Annotated in this window: 12 protein-coding genes, 2 tRNA genes and 1 pseudogene; 8 read left to right on the forward strand and 7 right to left on the reverse strand. The window is 32.6% G+C overall.

The window, feature by feature from the left end:
• Positions 1-53: 53 nt before the first annotated feature.
• Entirely contained in the window at positions 54-1,547 is a 1,494-nt protein-coding gene (locus tag BMY86_RS06820) for an OmpP1/FadL family transporter (protein WP_091466810.1), read from the reverse strand.
• Between the two features lie 82 nt (positions 1,548-1,629).
• Complete coding sequence (locus BMY86_RS13055; protein ID WP_091466813.1) at positions 1,630-2,670, reverse strand: hypothetical protein; 1,041 nt, start codon at positions 2,668-2,670, stop codon at positions 1,630-1,632.
• A gap of 96 nt (positions 2,671-2,766) precedes the next feature.
• On the opposite strand from BMY86_RS13055, the gene proS reads away from it, so the two are divergent.
• From proS to BMY86_RS06860, 7 genes are all read left to right on the forward strand, one after another.
• Positions 2,767-4,245: a proline--tRNA ligase gene (gene proS, locus BMY86_RS06830; protein ID WP_091466816.1), complete on the forward strand. Its 1,479-nt coding sequence runs from the start codon at positions 2,767-2,769 to the stop codon at positions 4,243-4,245.
• 182 nt (positions 4,246-4,427) lie between these two features.
• Positions 4,428-4,499, forward strand: a tRNA-Glu gene (locus tag BMY86_RS06835).
• Positions 4,500-4,531: 32 nt separating this feature from the next.
• Positions 4,532-4,603, forward strand: a tRNA-Glu gene (locus BMY86_RS06840).
• 154 nt (positions 4,604-4,757) lie between these two features.
• Positions 4,758-5,009 (forward strand): 30S ribosomal protein S20, encoded by a 252-nt coding sequence (rpsT, locus tag BMY86_RS06845; RefSeq protein ID WP_091466818.1) that lies wholly within the window; start codon positions 4,758-4,760, stop codon positions 5,007-5,009.
• Between the two features lie 312 nt (positions 5,010-5,321).
• Positions 5,322-7,118 (forward strand): translational GTPase TypA, encoded by a 1,797-nt coding sequence (gene typA, locus BMY86_RS06850; protein ID WP_091466821.1) that lies wholly within the window; start codon positions 5,322-5,324, stop codon positions 7,116-7,118.
• A 129-nt stretch (positions 7,119-7,247) separates the two neighbouring features.
• Positions 7,248-7,685: a hypothetical protein gene (locus BMY86_RS06855; RefSeq protein WP_091466824.1), complete on the forward strand. Its 438-nt coding sequence runs from the start codon at positions 7,248-7,250 to the stop codon at positions 7,683-7,685.
• Positions 7,686-7,698: 13 nt separating this feature from the next.
• Positions 7,699-8,106, forward strand: coding sequence for a hypothetical protein (locus BMY86_RS06860; RefSeq protein ID WP_091466826.1), 408 nt, complete (start codon positions 7,699-7,701; stop codon positions 8,104-8,106).
• 23 nt (positions 8,107-8,129) lie between these two features.
• Here BMY86_RS06860 and BMY86_RS06865 read toward each other — a convergent pair whose 3' ends face one another.
• The 5 genes from BMY86_RS06865 to folE all read right to left on the reverse strand — a co-directional run bounded on the left by BMY86_RS06865 (position 8,130) and on the right by folE (position 12,611).
• Positions 8,130-8,981 (reverse strand): dienelactone hydrolase family protein, encoded by an 852-nt coding sequence (locus BMY86_RS06865; protein ID WP_091466829.1) that lies wholly within the window; start codon positions 8,979-8,981, stop codon positions 8,130-8,132.
• A 68-nt stretch (positions 8,982-9,049) separates the two neighbouring features.
• Complete coding sequence (lgt, locus tag BMY86_RS06870; RefSeq protein WP_091466831.1) at positions 9,050-9,988, reverse strand: prolipoprotein diacylglyceryl transferase; 939 nt, start codon at positions 9,986-9,988, stop codon at positions 9,050-9,052.
• Between the two features lie 61 nt (positions 9,989-10,049).
• The gene (gene yidD, locus BMY86_RS06875) at positions 10,050-10,271 is read right to left on the reverse strand and encodes a membrane protein insertion efficiency factor YidD (protein ID WP_091466833.1); all 222 of its coding nucleotides are present in this window, start codon (positions 10,269-10,271) and stop codon (positions 10,050-10,052) included.
• Between the two features lie 32 nt (positions 10,272-10,303).
• Positions 10,304-11,782, reverse strand: a complete 1,479-nt coding sequence (gene cysS / locus BMY86_RS06880; protein ID WP_091466835.1) for a cysteine--tRNA ligase — start codon at positions 11,780-11,782, stop codon at positions 10,304-10,306.
• A gap of 157 nt (positions 11,783-11,939) precedes the next feature.
• A complete protein-coding gene (gene folE / locus BMY86_RS06885) occupies positions 11,940-12,611 on the reverse strand; it encodes a GTP cyclohydrolase I FolE (RefSeq protein WP_091466838.1) in 672 nt (223 codons plus the stop codon).
• A 267-nt stretch (positions 12,612-12,878) separates the two neighbouring features.
• Between folE and BMY86_RS06890 the strand changes: the two are divergent.
• Positions 12,879-14,607 (forward strand): annotated as a pseudogene (locus BMY86_RS06890) (hypothetical protein); the annotation flags it as partial.

The raw sequence follows: 14,607 nt of genomic DNA on the forward strand, positions 1-14,607 counted from the left end.
AAAATGTCGCTTAACTAGAAGTAAAGCGACATTTATGAAATATTTATGTTTAATTAAAAATTAATCACATACGTTAAAGTTACGTTGTTGTTGTAATTTTTAATTCTTGCAGGATCGATTAATCCAGAAGTTAATAAAGCTTCTGTTCTGTTTCTGTGTTCGTTAGTATAAGAAACATCTAACTTAGAATTTCCAAAATTATACCCTAAACCTGTAGAATAACTTGTTAAATCACCTAAAGCTAAATCAACTTTGTACGGACTTTGTTCAAAACGGTAACCACCTCTTAAACTCCATTTTTTAATTTTATATTCACCTCCAACACGTAATTCGTAATTGTTTTGTAAGGCACTTTTCATATGATTGTTTAAGCCAGTATAATAACTGTCATTTTTTGGTTTAAATTGAGTGTTTGAGTAGTTTTTAGCAATATAATCCACACTTAACAATCCTTTTTGTCCAAAAATTACCGTAGCACTTCCCGTTAATTTACTTGGAGTTTGTAATTTATAAGTAGGATAGATGTTTGTAATGTTTGGATAATAACTATCACTAAAATTATTTGTACCGTCTGTACTTGCAGTTGCTATACCTTGTGTTAATTCATCGTTTAATCTATACCATGTTGGTGTTTCATATGCTAATCCTAATCGTACATTTTGACTAGCTTTTAAAATAGCCCCAAAATTCATAGAAAATCCATTTCCATAGGTATATAATTCGTTATCAAAACGAGCAGCTAAAATTGTTGTGCCACTTGAATATAATGGATTATTGTTACTTTCAAATAATGAAGTTGTTCTAACATAATCAGTAAATAAGAAGTTTAAATTCATACCTAAGTATAATTTATCTTCATAAGCTCCAGAAAAGTTAGCTGTAAATTTTCCATTAAATCCTTTTGCTTGAATGGTGTTTTTATGATAATAATTTCCACCAGTAGGTACATTAGTATAATAAAAATCTCCTGGAGTATCGTATTCAAGCATATACGAATTGTATCCTAATAAAGCTTGTTGGTCAACAAAATCAACATTTCCATAATCTAAACCTGCAACACTTCCTGATCTTGAGTTTGCATATTGAAGAAAATAATTATCCATTGAATTGTATGGGTTAACACCTTCACTTAAAATATAATCATCTAAATGACTGGCGTTTTCATAATTTAAACCAATTGCTAATTTTCTCCATCCACTTTTTGCATTATCGTCTTTAAAAACGAAAACTGCTCCTAATTGATTAATATCTAAAGAATTGTCGTTTGTTTTAAATGAAGTGCCAAAATAACTGGCATTATTGCTTTTGTTAAAGCTAGAAACTGAAAGCGTAGCTTGATTATGATTGAATAAAGAAGTTCCGGCAGGGTTTAAATTCATAGCTGATAAATCGGCACCAATTGCACCAAATGCTCCTCCCATAGCTCTAAAGCGAGCTGTTCCGTTTAAGTTTTCTACACCATATCTTAAAGCGTCAGAAATTGTAGTTTCTTGTGCAAATGTAGCTACTGAACTACCAATTAATAAACTAAGTAATATCTTTTTCATAAAATATAAAATAATGTTATTGTGGTTCAAAAATATACCTGTTCATGTTTAAAAACACAAACAGGTAGTATTTGTAAATATATTATCTTCCGCCACGACCTCCGCCGCCACCTGAGCTTCTACCTCCGCCGCCACCGCCGCCAAAGCTTCCGCCGCCACTTCTTCCGCCGCCAAAATCTGAACTTCTTGGTGTAGAAATTGATCTAGGTTGAGAGGTTTGACTTCTTGGTGTAGAAATTGATCTTGGTTCTGATGTTTGACTTCTAGGTGTTGAAACTGATCTAGGCTCAGAAGTTTGACTTCTTGGAGTGCTAACAGTTCTTGGGTTTCCAGTGCTATTTCCTCTAGGAGTAGAGATTGATCTTGGCTCAGAAGTCATTGATCTTGGAGTTCCAACAACATTTTCTCTTCCTCTTCTTCCTCCATTATATGATTGAGAAGAATGTCTGCCATAATTTCCGTTGTTATAGATATTACCACCTCTTGGACCATTATTGTATGCTACATTTCTACCATACCATCCGTTTCCATACCATCCGTTTCCATAGTAACCACCGTACCATCCATTACCCCAGTATGGTCCGTAATAACCACCGTACCAGCTATTATAGCCCCAGCCATAATAAGGTGAGTTCCAGCCCCATCCCCAGCTATTTCCATAATATCCTCCGTACCAACTATTCCAGCCCCAGCCCCAATTGTTGCCGTACCAGCCATTATACCATCCTCCGTAATAAGGTCTGTTCCAACCCCAATTATCATAAACGTTAACAGTGATGTTTCCGGTTTGGTTTTCACCCCAACCCGCATATCTTGAATTAGATTCCATCACATAAACAGTATCTGTAGTTGATTTGTATGAGTCAACATCTGTGAAAATTTCAGTTGGACCAAAATCTTCTTTCATTTCGCCAAATTGTTGTTCGTAATTTTTTCCGTTTTGAACGACAACCGTTTCGTTTTGATTGGGTTGTTCGTAAACAACTGTTTTCGAACCATAAGCTCCATCGTCATCATAATAAGAAGAGTTTTGGTACGAACCACAAGAAGTAACAGCAATTCCGCTAACAAGTAGACCTAGTAATCTAAATGTTTTTGACTGAAATATATAATTTGTTTTCATATATAGTTATTTTTATTGTTGGTCTTTGTAAAATTAGTTAGTTTTGTACCACTAAATTAATACAAATAAAACAAATTTTGTGCCAATATTATAAAAATGAGCAAAAAATTAACACTTAGAACGGAAGATTACTCTGCTTGGTATAATGAATTAGTTGTAAAAGCTGATTTAGCCGAAAATTCAGGAGTAAGAGGATGTATGGTTATAAAGCCATACGGCTATGCAATTTGGGAAAAAATGCAAGCAGAATTAGACAAAATGTTTAAAGAAACTGGACATACTAATGCGTATTTTCCTCTATTCGTTCCGAAAAGCATGTTTGAAGCAGAAGAGAAAAATGCAGAAGGATTTGCAAAAGAATGTGCTATTGTTACACATTATCGTTTAAAAACAGACGAAACTAAACCTGGGAAATTAATTGTAGATCCAAATGCTAAATTAGAGGAGGAGTTAATTGTTCGTCCAACTTCAGAGGCAATTATTTGGAGTACTTATAAAGGTTGGGTGCAGTCGTATAGAGATTTACCTTTGTTAATTAACCAATGGGCTAATGTTGTGCGTTGGGAAATGAGAACGCGTTTGTTTTTAAGAACAGCTGAGTTTTTATGGCAAGAAGGGCATACAGCTCATGCTACCAAACAAGAAGCTTTGGATGAAACGGTTCAAATGATGAATGTGTATGCTGATTTTGCAGAAAACTTTATGGCGATTCCAGTTGTAAAAGGTGTAAAAACAGAAACAGAACGATTTGCAGGTGCCGATGAAACTTTTTGTATTGAAGCATTAATGCAAGATGGAAAAGCGTTACAGGCAGGAACATCTCACTTTTTAGGTCAGAATTTCGCTAAAGCGTTTGACGTTAAGTTTGCTAATGCGGAAGGAAAACAAGAACATGTTTGGGGAACTTCTTGGGGAGTGTCAACTCGTTTAATGGGTGCCTTAGTAATGACACATTCTGATGACAATGGTTTAGTTTTACCTCCAAATTTAGCTCCTATTCAAGTGGTAATTGTTCCAATCTTCAAAACGGATGAAGAATTAGAAAGAATTTCAGCTGTTGCGAATGATTTAGTGGCGCAATTCAAGAAATTAAACATTTCGGTTAAGTTTGATAATAGAACAACTCAAAAACCAGGATTCAAATTTGCGGAATGGGAATTAAAAGGTGTTCCAGTTAGAATTGCTATTGGACCAAAAGATTTAGAAAATGGTACTTTTGAAGTTGCACGTAGAGATACCTTATCGAAAGAAGTGAAACCTGCTGAAGGAATTGTTTCTTATATCCAAGATTTATTAGAGCAAATTCAGAACGACTTATTCCAAAGAGCATTAGATTACAGAAACGCTCATATTACTAAAGTAGAAACGTTTGAAGAGTTTAAAGATGTTTTAGAAAATAAAACTGGATTTATTTCTGCTCATTGGGATGGTACACCAGAAACAGAAGAAAAAATTAAAGAGCTAACAAAAGCTACTATTAGATGTATTCCTTTAGATAGCGTAGAGGAAGAAGGTAAATGTGTATTTACTGGAAAAGCGTCTACTAAAAGAGTACTTTTTGCGAAAGCATATTAATGAAATACTGAAGCCAAATTTGATTAATTGCATTTTTGGCTTCATTTTTTTTAATTGAAAATGACTTTGTAAATCAAGGAGTTGTAAAGTAGATTAAAAAAAATATAAAAATTTTTAATGAAGGTCTTGCAGAAATAAAAAATAGTTGTATTTTTGCACTCGCATTACAGAAAAAATGTAATGGCCCGTTCGTCTATCGGTTAGGACGCCAGGTTTTCATCCTGGTAAGAGGGGTTCGATTCCCCTACGGGCTACAAAGTTTGCTGAAAACTATAAATTCATGCTTGGCCCGTTCGTCTATCGGTTAGGACGCCAGGTTTTCATCCTGGTAAGAGGGGTTCGATTCCCCTACGGGCTACAAAATTAGTTGTAAATTAGTTTTGTAAAACAAAAACGAAGTGTCTCTTGTTTTTGTTTTATTAGTTAAAACCAAAGTGATTAGAATTTAATTGTGGGAGGTTTTTCTTTTTTAACTAATAGTTTTATTATTATTACAATTAAATTAAAAGAAAATGGCAAATCATAAGTCAGCTTTAAAGAGAATTAGAAGCAACGAGAAAAAAAGAGTATTAAATAAATACCAACACAAAACTACACGTAACGCAATCAAAGCTTTACGTTTAGCAAATGTAAAAGCAGAAGCTGCTGCTAAATTACCAGTAGTTATCGCTATGATCGATAAGTTAGCTAAAAAGAATATCATTCATTCTAACAAAGCTTCTAACTTAAAATCAAAATTAACGAAGCACGTTAACGCTTTATAATTAAAGCCAACAATATTAGAAAAGCCCTGAAGAAATTCAGGGCTTTTTTTTATTTATACCTGACAGGTTTTTTGAAACCTGTCAGGTATAATTTTATATTTCTTCTTTAGCCGTGGGTGGAGCGGCATCCTGCGAGAGAAAAAACAAGTGATGAACGAAGTTTTTACGAATCGGAGATACAGCGGAACACACGAAAGTTAGTGATTTGAAAATGAATAATTTAGCTCCAAAATTGGCTAAATAAAAATATAGTAATAGTTGTTTGATTATCAAGATAATAAATGTACCTTTGCACTTTCAAAAAAAGAACATATGTCATCTATTAGAAACATTGCAATTATTGCTCACGTTGACCACGGTAAAACAACTTTGGTTGATAAAATTATGTACCACTGTCAATTATTCCGTGAAAACGAGAATACTGGAGACTTAATCTTAGATAATAACGATTTAGAGCGTGAAAGAGGTATTACAATTACTTCTAAAAACGTATCAGTTACTTACAAAGGAACTAAAATTAATATTATTGACACTCCAGGTCACGCCGATTTCGGTGGAGAAGTAGAGCGTGTTTTAAATATGGCAGATGGTGTTTGTCTTTTAGTTGATGCTTTTGAAGGACCAATGCCTCAAACTCGTTTCGTATTACAAAAAGCGATCGATTTAGGTTTAAAACCTTGTGTAGTTATCAATAAAGTTGATAAAGAAAACTGTACACCAGAAGAAGTTCATGAAAAAGTATTCGACTTAATGTTCGAATTAGGTGCAACGGAAGCGCAGTTAGATTTCCCAGCTGTATACGGTTCTGCTAAAAACAACTGGATGTCTGAAGATTGGAAAAACCAAACAGATAGTATTGAGCCATTATTAGATATGGTTTTAGAACATGTTCCTGCTCCAAAAGTTTCTGAAGGTACACCACAAATGTTAATTACTTCTTTAGATTTCTCTGCATTTACTGGTCGTATTGCAATTGGTAGATTAGAAAGAGGAGTTTTAAAAGAAAATATGCCAATTTCTTTAGTAAAAAGAGACGGTACTATCACAAAATCTAGAATTAAAGAATTACATACTTTTGAAGGTTTAGGTCGTAAAAAAGTAGAAGAAGTAGTTGCTGGAGATATTTGTGCAATTATTGGTGTAGAAGGATTTGAAATTGGAGATACAATTGCTGATTTTGAAAACCCAGAAGCATTACAAACAATTGCAATTGATGAGCCAACAATGAGTATGTTGTTTACAATTAACGACTCACCATTCTTTGGTAAAGAAGGTAAATTTGTAACTTCTCGTCATATTAGAGAGCGTTTAGAAAAAGAATTAGAGAAAAATTTAGCTATGAGAATGGCTGAAACGGATTCTGCTGATAAATTTATGGTATTTGGTCGTGGAGTACTTCACTTATCTGTTCTTATTGAAACAATGAGAAGAGAAGGTTATGAAGTACAAATTGGTCAGCCACAAGTAATCATCAAAGAAATTGATGGTGTTAAATGTGAGCCAGTTGAGGAATTAACAATCGATTTACCTGAATCACTTTCTGGAAGAGCTGTAGAATTTGTTACTTTACGTAAAGGTGAAATGCTTTCTATGGAAACTAAAGGTGATCGTATGGTAATTGTTTTCAATATTCCATCTCGTGGAATCATTGGATTACGTAACCAATTATTAACAGCTACGGCTGGTGAGGCTATTATGGCACACCGTTTTATTGGATACGAACCATACAAAGGAGAAATTGCTGGTCGTAACAAAGGTTCGTTAATTTCTATGGAAAAAGGTAAAGCTATTCCTTATTCATTAGATAAATTACAAGATAGAGGTAGATTCTTTGTAGAGCCAAATGCTGAAATTTATGAAGGTCAGGTAATTGGTGAAAACTCTCGTGCTGATGATATGTGTGTGAACGTAACAAAAGAGAAAAAATTAACAAACGTTCGTTCTTCTGGAAATGATGATAAAGCAAGAATTATTCCTCCAATTATTTTCTCATTAGAAGAAGCTTTAGAATACATTCAAAAAGATGAATATGTTGAGGTTACACCAAAATCTATTCGTTTGAGAAAAATTTATTTAACTGAAAACGATAGAAAACGTTTTAAAGTATAATAAGTTAATATAACTATTCAAAACCACGAATTTCAATTGATTTTCGTGGTTTTTTATGTTTGAAATTTGTAGGGTTTTCCATGAACACGATGTTAAAAATGCCTAACTTTGTTATATAAAACTTTAATAATGGAAATTAAACTAAAAACGGGAATTGATAGATTAGAATTTGGAATGACTCCAAAGTACGTAGAAGCTTTATACGGTGCGCCAAATAAGACTTTCAAAGACGATGAGGATAATACAATTTATGTCTACAATAAAGAGCGAATGAAACTAACATTTTATGTGGAAGAAGACATGAAATTAGGTTACATTACAACTACAAATCCTGAAGTGAAATTATTTGGTTCAACAATAATTAATAAAGCTTGGGATTTGGTTAACGGTGATTTAGCAATGAATAAAATCACTAATTTCGAAAAAGATTCAGAAGAAGGTGTTGATATTTATTTTAATGAAGATAATTGGTTATTTCTACATGTAGATTATGATGAAGTAGTGGAAGTAGAAGTTGGAGCTATCTTCAATAATAACGACGAATTCGACTGGAAATTCAAAGGATAAAAAACAAAAAAAAATGAAACCAGTAACCAGAATTTTAATTGGAGTTCTTGGTTTAATAACTCTAATTCCTTTAAGATTAGGGATTCAAAGTTGGTTTGGACAATCGAGTTTAAGTGAGTTTTTTGGTTTTACAAGTCAAAATTCCGATTTAAATAAATTGTTCATTGTAACAGGTGGGTATGTTCTAATGCTTGCAGTCTTTCAAATATTGTCAATTATTTGGATCATCAATAGAAAACCAGAAGGCTTTTTTATGGCAGCAATTGTGGGTTATACTTCTGTTTTACGTGGTATAATTATGTTGCTTTTACTTGGAGTAGATACAATAAACAATATTGTTATTAGTGCAATTCCAATTGTTATTGGATTGTTGATAGCTGTTTTAGCGAATTTAGCAAATGAAAAAGAAAAACTGACTTAGCTTTAAGTCAGTTTTTCTTTTTTTTAGTTTAGTTTGAATTTTTCTTTTAAATATTTTACGGCCATTGCATTGGCTTCTGTTGCTGCTTTTTCGTCAAATTTGGCATTACTTGGATTAGCAAAAGCATGAGCAGCTTCAAATATTTTATAATTTAATACTTTATTGGCTTTTTTCATGTTTTCAGCAAATTCTTCTATGACTTTTTTAGAAATCCATTCTTCCGTAGCAAATAAACCTAGCACATCACAATTTAAGGTTTTTAATTTTTCTAAATCTTTGATTGGCATTCCGTAATACATTACTGAACCGATAGCTTGTTTTTTTGTTAAAATAGCTGATTTTAATGACCATCCGCCACCAAAACACCATCCGATACTTGCAATTTTAGCTTTTTTACCCGCAAATGAAATGGCTCCGTTTACAATGTTTTCTAAACGTTTTTCATTAGCACCTTGCATATATTTAGAAGCGTCTTCGCGAGTAGTAGCCACTTTACCATCGTACATGTCTACGGCTAAAACATTTACATTTCCACCCATTTCATTATACAAAATATCCGATTGTTTTTTGATGTAATCGTTTAAACCCCACCATTCTTGATATACAAAAAGCCATTTATTAGATTTGGTTTTGGCTTTGATGAAATACCCATTAGCATTAATAGTGTCTGCGGTTTTAAAACTGATCATTTCGCCACCAACTAAAGAAGTGTGTTTATAATCTAATGGCAATTCATGAGAGTTGACAAAACTTTTGTCTTTGGTAAATTCTGCCATGTTTCCATCGTTTGAAGCAAAAGCCAATTGACAACAACTTTGAGAAAAAGAAGTAGCAGAAATTAATAAAAAGGTAATCAATAAAAGTATTTTTTTCATGATTTAGATTTTTAGTTTCTCAAATTTACGAATAAAAAAAAACACGCTCTAGGCGTGTTTTGTATTTTTTAACTATTGTTTGATGATGTTTTCTTTTGAGATACATAAATGAAATAGAATCCTAAAATGATAAAAGGAATGCTTAACCATTGTCCTGTTGATAAGGCATTAAATATTGGCATTTTTTCAAAACCACCTTGACTATCTTTTACAAACTCAACAAAGAAACGAACCGACCAAAGTAAGACTAAAAACGTTCCGAATAATAAGCCTGGTTTGTTTCTAGCATCTGTTCTCCAATACATGTAAAACAATATAAAGAAAACTGGAATGTATAATAATGCTTCGTATAATTGAGCCGGATATCTATACGGAATTTTGTCTAAAATATCTTTAAATTGAATATCGTTTGCTATTGCATTGTAAGCTTGGTTTCCATCCGGAATATTAGTTAATTCAGCAGCTAATTTAGGAGGTAAACTATCTTCACCTTTTACAAATTTCATAGCTAAAAAGCTGTCTTTAGTAGTTTCTTTACCGAAAATTTCAGAATTCATAAAGTTTCCTAAACGAATAAAAACCGCTCCAGAAGCAACTGGAATTACAATTCTATCTAAAATCCATAATAACGATTTGTCGATAATTTTCTTTCTAGTAATGATTACCATTGCGATAATGATTACAATGGCAGCACCGTGACTGGCTAATCCACTAAATCCTGTGAAATGTAATTCTGGTTTTGTACTAATAGGTAATAATATACTTAATGGATCATCTGAAATTAATTCAGGTTGATAGAATATTACATGTCCTAATCGCGCCCCTAACATCGTTGCTACTATAGTGTACACAAAAATATTATCTAGTTTTTCTAAAGATAATTTTTCTCTTTCAAAGATGAATTTTGTGATGTACCAACCTAAAGCAAAGGCAGCAACCCAAGTTAAACTGTAAAAACGAATCATGAAAAAACCTAAATCGATACCTTCCGTTGGATTCCAAATCATACTTTAATGTTTATTGTTTGTTGTTTTCTTATTTTTTATGCCTTTTACCTTGGCTCTTTTTTTAAGGAACCGGATCGTAACCACTTCTTCCCCAAGGATGACAACTTGAAATTCTTTTTATCGCCAACCAACTTCCTTTTATAAGTCCGTGTTTTTCCAATGCTTCTTTACTGTAACTAGAACAAGTAGGTTCAAATCTACATGTTGCTGGAGTTAAAGGAGAAATCACGATTTGATAAAATCGAATAATAATAATGAATGGGAAAATTAAAACTTTCTTCATTTAATCGAATTATCTTTTGGTAAAATTTAACATTATAATGTAAATGTAGTACCTTCTTTTCCGTCTTTTAATTGGATGTCAAGTACTGCTAATTTATCGCGGATTTCATCAGATAAAGCCCAGTTTTTATTGGCTCTAGCTTCCTTTCTCATTTCGATAAGCATTTCAATAACACTGCTTAATTTGTTATTGTTCCCTTCAGCTTTTTTGCTTGTTAAACCTAAAACATCGAAAACAAAAACTTCTAAAGTCGCTTTTAATTCCGCTAAATCTTCTGCAGTGATAGTTTCTTTTTTATCGTTTAATACATTAATAATTCTAACGGCTTCAAATAATTGAGCAATTAAAATAGTAGTATTAAAATCGTCGTTCATCGCATCGTAACAAGCATGTTTCCATGTTGCAATATCAACTGAAGAAGTTGAGCTTGTTTCAATTTTTGATAACGTATCAATTGCTTCCATCAAACGGTTGTAGCCTTTTTCGCTAGCAACCATTGCTTCATTAGAAATATCTAAAACACCACGATAATGTGCCTGCATAAAGCAAAAACGCACCACACTCGGATCAAAAGACTTTTCAAAGAAATCATTTCCACCATTGATTAATTCCATTGGTAAAATATAATTTCCTGTACTTTTACTCATGCGTAATCCGTTCATAGTAAGCATGTTGGTGTGCATCCAATAATTAACCGGATTTACACCGTTGCAAGCAGTACCTTGAGCTACTTCACATTCGTGATGTGGAAATTTTAAATCTAATCCACCACCGTGAATATCAAAAGTTTCGCCTAAGTATTTCGTACTCATAGCGGTACATTCTAAATGCCAACCTGGGAAACCAGCTCCCCAAGGCGAATTCCAACGCATAATATGAGCTGGCGATGCATTTTTCCAAAGAGCAAAATCTTGAGGGTTTTTCTTTTCGTCTTGACCGTCTAAATCTCTTGTATTAGCAAATAATTCTTCAATATTTCTATTGCTTAATTCGCCATAATTTAAACCTCTTTTATTGTATTCCAATACGTCAAAATAAACCGAACCTTTGCTTTCATAAGCAAATCCAGAATCAATTAACTTTTGAGTCAATTCAATTTGTTCAATAATATGACCCGTTGCAGTTGGTTCAATAGTAGGAGGTAAGAAGTTAAACGTTTCTAACACATTATGAAAATCAACAGTATATTTCTGTACAATTTCCATAGGTTCTAATTTTTCTAAACGCGATTGTTTTACGAATCTGTCGTTGTCTACATCACCATCGTCTGTTAAATGTCCGGCATCAGTAATGTTTCGAACATATCGAACTTTATAACCTAAATGTAAAAAATAACGATAAATCATGTCAAAACTCATAAAAGTTCTCACATTACCTAAATGTACATTGCTATAAACCGTTGGTCCACAAACATACATTCCAATTTGTCCTTCATGAATAGGATTGAAATCTTCTTTCTTTCCAGATAACGAATTGTAAACTTGTAGTTTATTAGATTTATAAAGTTGCATTTTACTTAATTTATTATTTTTTTACTTTTTTGAAGCTATTTCCTGCTTTCCGTTACAATCTTTTTATTTTTTGTTTTTGTGAACAATAAATAAAAAGGATTTTCACTGCAATCAGGGCTAGGGCTAAGTGATTAGACTGAGCAATCGGTATTAAAAATTAAAATCTTGTGTCTAATTTGATGAATTCTAAAAATTCTCTTTTTACATTTTCATCTTGAAATTTTCCACCATATTCAGCAGTTACAGTACTACTATCAATGTCTTTAATTCCTCTTGAATTTACACACATATGTTTGGCATCAATAATACAAGCAACATCTTCAGTATTTAAAACACTTTGTAATTCTTTTACAATTTGAATTGTTAAACGCTCTTGTACTTGAGGTCTTTTTGCATAATATTCAACAATTCTGTTCATTTTAGATAAACCAACAACTGTTCCGTTTGAAATATATGCAATGTGTGCTCTTCCGTAAATTGGTAATAAATGGTGTTCACAAGTCGAATAAACTACAATGTTTTTTTCAACTAACATTTCACCATATTTATATTTGTTTTCAAATGTAGAAGCACTTGGTTTTTTGTTTGGATGTAAACCACCAAAAATTTCTTTTACAAACATTTTTGCTACTCTATTTGGTGTGCCTTTTAAACTGTCGTCCGTTAAGTCCATACCAAGAGTAGTTAAAATATGTTCTACATCTTTTTTGATTAAGTTAATTTTTTCGTCATCAGTAATATCAAAAGCGTCATTTCTTAATGGAGTATTCGCGCTCGTTGCAATATGATTGTTACCTATTTCGTCTGTATTTTCCTCGTTATGAATCATTATAAAGTGTGATTTGCAAATTACTGCAAATATATACATTTCTAAATTAATTCGATTTATAATTTAACAAACAAAATGAGGCAATTATTTTTACAAAAAAATCGTTCAACAAATAATTAAAACCGATAAAATACATTTTAATCCGATAAAAAGCAATAAGAATTGTTAATTTGTCGTTTTCTTAACTTAAAGTTGATTTTTTTTTTATTTTTGCTAATACAATCAACAACAAACACACATAAACATTAACTTATTTTCATAAAAAAAATGAAAAAATTACTACTACTATTTTTTACTTTTTTAAGTATTAATTTTGTTTTTTCGCAGACGTCCTGTGCTGATTTAGAGCCCATTTGTGGGGAAATTGCACCTTCAGGAAGTATTATTGGTTTGCCTAGTTTAGGTTCGCCAGGATGTTTAGGTTCTGCGCCTAATCCTAACTGGTATGTTATTAAATTTGAAGAAGCTAGTTCAAATCCAGCAATTTTCGATTTACACCAAGGGAATAATCCACCTCTTTACAATAATACAGATATAGATTTTATTTGTTGGGGACCCTTTACACAAACACAAATTCAATCAGGAACAGCATGTAATTCGTTATATGATTTCCCAAGTACAACCATACCTAATAATATTGTAGATTGTAGTTATTCAGCATCTGCTACAGAACAAATTACGATTCCAAATATTAGTAGTCCAAATTCATATTATATTTTACTTATTACAAACTTTTCTGGACAAGCAGGAAGTTTTGTTTTAACCCCATTTAGTACAAATCCAGCGGTAATGCCTCAAGCTAACTGTGCAGTGGTTTGTGGTGTAGATTTAGGACCTACATCTACATCGATTTATCCAAATCCACCAGCAATTAATACAGTAACTATTTGTGGTGGAACGACAACTCAAACATTACATTGTAATTTCCAAAATCCACCAGCTAATCAAAACACATTAGCATATCAATGGTATTTAAATGGAGTTTTACAGCCCGCATTAACTACTAAATCTGTAACAGTTAATCAGGCTGGTACATGGAAAGTTGTTGTTACTAGACCCGGATGTAATAACCCTTCAGAAGATAGTGTAATTATTAATTTTGGAAGTAATCCAACAGCTGTTACTCCACCTACACAAGTTGGGGCAGCAGGGGAATGTAATCCGGTATTTAATTTAACTTCTTTAATTCCAAGTATTGTTGCGCCGGCAAATCCTTCAACTGTTACAGTTACTTTTTATACAGATGAGTTTTTTCTTTCTCCTATAACTAATCCTTCTAATTATTCTGTTTCAACAGATACTATGGTTTATTTTGTAGTAGAAAATGTTTGTGGTACAATTGATTCATCTTTTATGTTAGATGTAAATTGTGTTAATAACGCTACAGCTATTGGAAACTCAATTTGTTCAGGTACTAATGGTCAATTAACGTTTTCAGGTCCAGCAAATGCAACTGTAACTTTTACAGAAGGTTCTAATACATATAATGTTACATTAAATGCTTCAGGTACTTTTGTTTGGACAACACCTGGTGTTTTAACATCAAACACAACTTATACAATAACTAATGTTGCTGCTGGTACTCCAGTTGTGAATACGCCGCTTAATAATACGGTTACAATTACAGTTACACAACAGCCAACAATGACTAGTTTTACAGGAACAACTTCAATATGTAATGGTTCATCAACGAATTTAACTTTTGTTGGAACGCCAAACACAATTGTTACTTATTCAGATGGAACTTCAACGTTAACTACACCTTTAGATGCTACGGGTAATGGTTCTGTAACAGTAACTCCAACTGCATCTACTACTTATACTTTATCAGGTATTGCTACAACGGGTACTCCTGTTTGTACAAATACTGCTACAGGAAGTGTTACGATTACAGTTAACATTCCTCCAGTAGCTGGTACGGATGGTTCTACTACTGTTTGTGAAACAAGTGCAGCTGTAATTGATTTATACTCATTAATTACAGGTGAACAAGCTG

It is taken from the genome of Flavobacterium urocaniciphilum (assembly GCF_900110615.1).
Taxonomy (GTDB): Bacteria; Bacteroidota; Bacteroidia; order Flavobacteriales; family Flavobacteriaceae; genus Flavobacterium; species Flavobacterium urocaniciphilum.

Excerpts from the sequence above, each read along its gene's own strand:
- lgt (WP_091466831.1), bottom strand. The coding sequence starts at position 9,988 with ATGATTTGGAATCCAACGGAAGGTATCGATTTAGGTTTTTTCATGATT.
- rpsT (WP_091466818.1), top strand. The coding sequence starts at position 4,758 with ATGGCAAATCATAAGTCAGCTTTAAAGAGAATTAGAAGCAACGAGAAA.
- proS (WP_091466816.1), top strand. The coding sequence starts at position 2,767 with ATGAGCAAAAAATTAACACTTAGAACGGAAGATTACTCTGCTTGGTAT.
- BMY86_RS06855 (WP_091466824.1), top strand. The coding sequence starts at position 7,248 with ATGGAAATTAAACTAAAAACGGGAATTGATAGATTAGAATTTGGAATG.
- BMY86_RS06860 (WP_091466826.1), top strand. The coding sequence starts at position 7,699 with ATGAAACCAGTAACCAGAATTTTAATTGGAGTTCTTGGTTTAATAACT.
- BMY86_RS13055 (WP_091466813.1), bottom strand. The coding sequence starts at position 2,670 with ATGAAAACAAATTATATATTTCAGTCAAAAACATTTAGATTACTAGGT.
- cysS (WP_091466835.1), bottom strand. The coding sequence starts at position 11,782 with ATGCAACTTTATAAATCTAATAAACTACAAGTTTACAATTCGTTATCT.
- folE (WP_091466838.1), bottom strand. The coding sequence starts at position 12,611 with ATGATTCATAACGAGGAAAATACAGACGAAATAGGTAACAATCATATT.
- yidD (WP_091466833.1), bottom strand. The coding sequence starts at position 10,271 with ATGAAGAAAGTTTTAATTTTCCCATTCATTATTATTATTCGATTTTAT.
- BMY86_RS06820 (WP_091466810.1), bottom strand. The coding sequence starts at position 1,547 with ATGAAAAAGATATTACTTAGTTTATTAATTGGTAGTTCAGTAGCTACA.
- BMY86_RS06865 (WP_091466829.1), bottom strand. The coding sequence starts at position 8,981 with ATGAAAAAAATACTTTTATTGATTACCTTTTTATTAATTTCTGCTACT.
- typA (WP_091466821.1), top strand. The coding sequence starts at position 5,322 with ATGTCATCTATTAGAAACATTGCAATTATTGCTCACGTTGACCACGGT.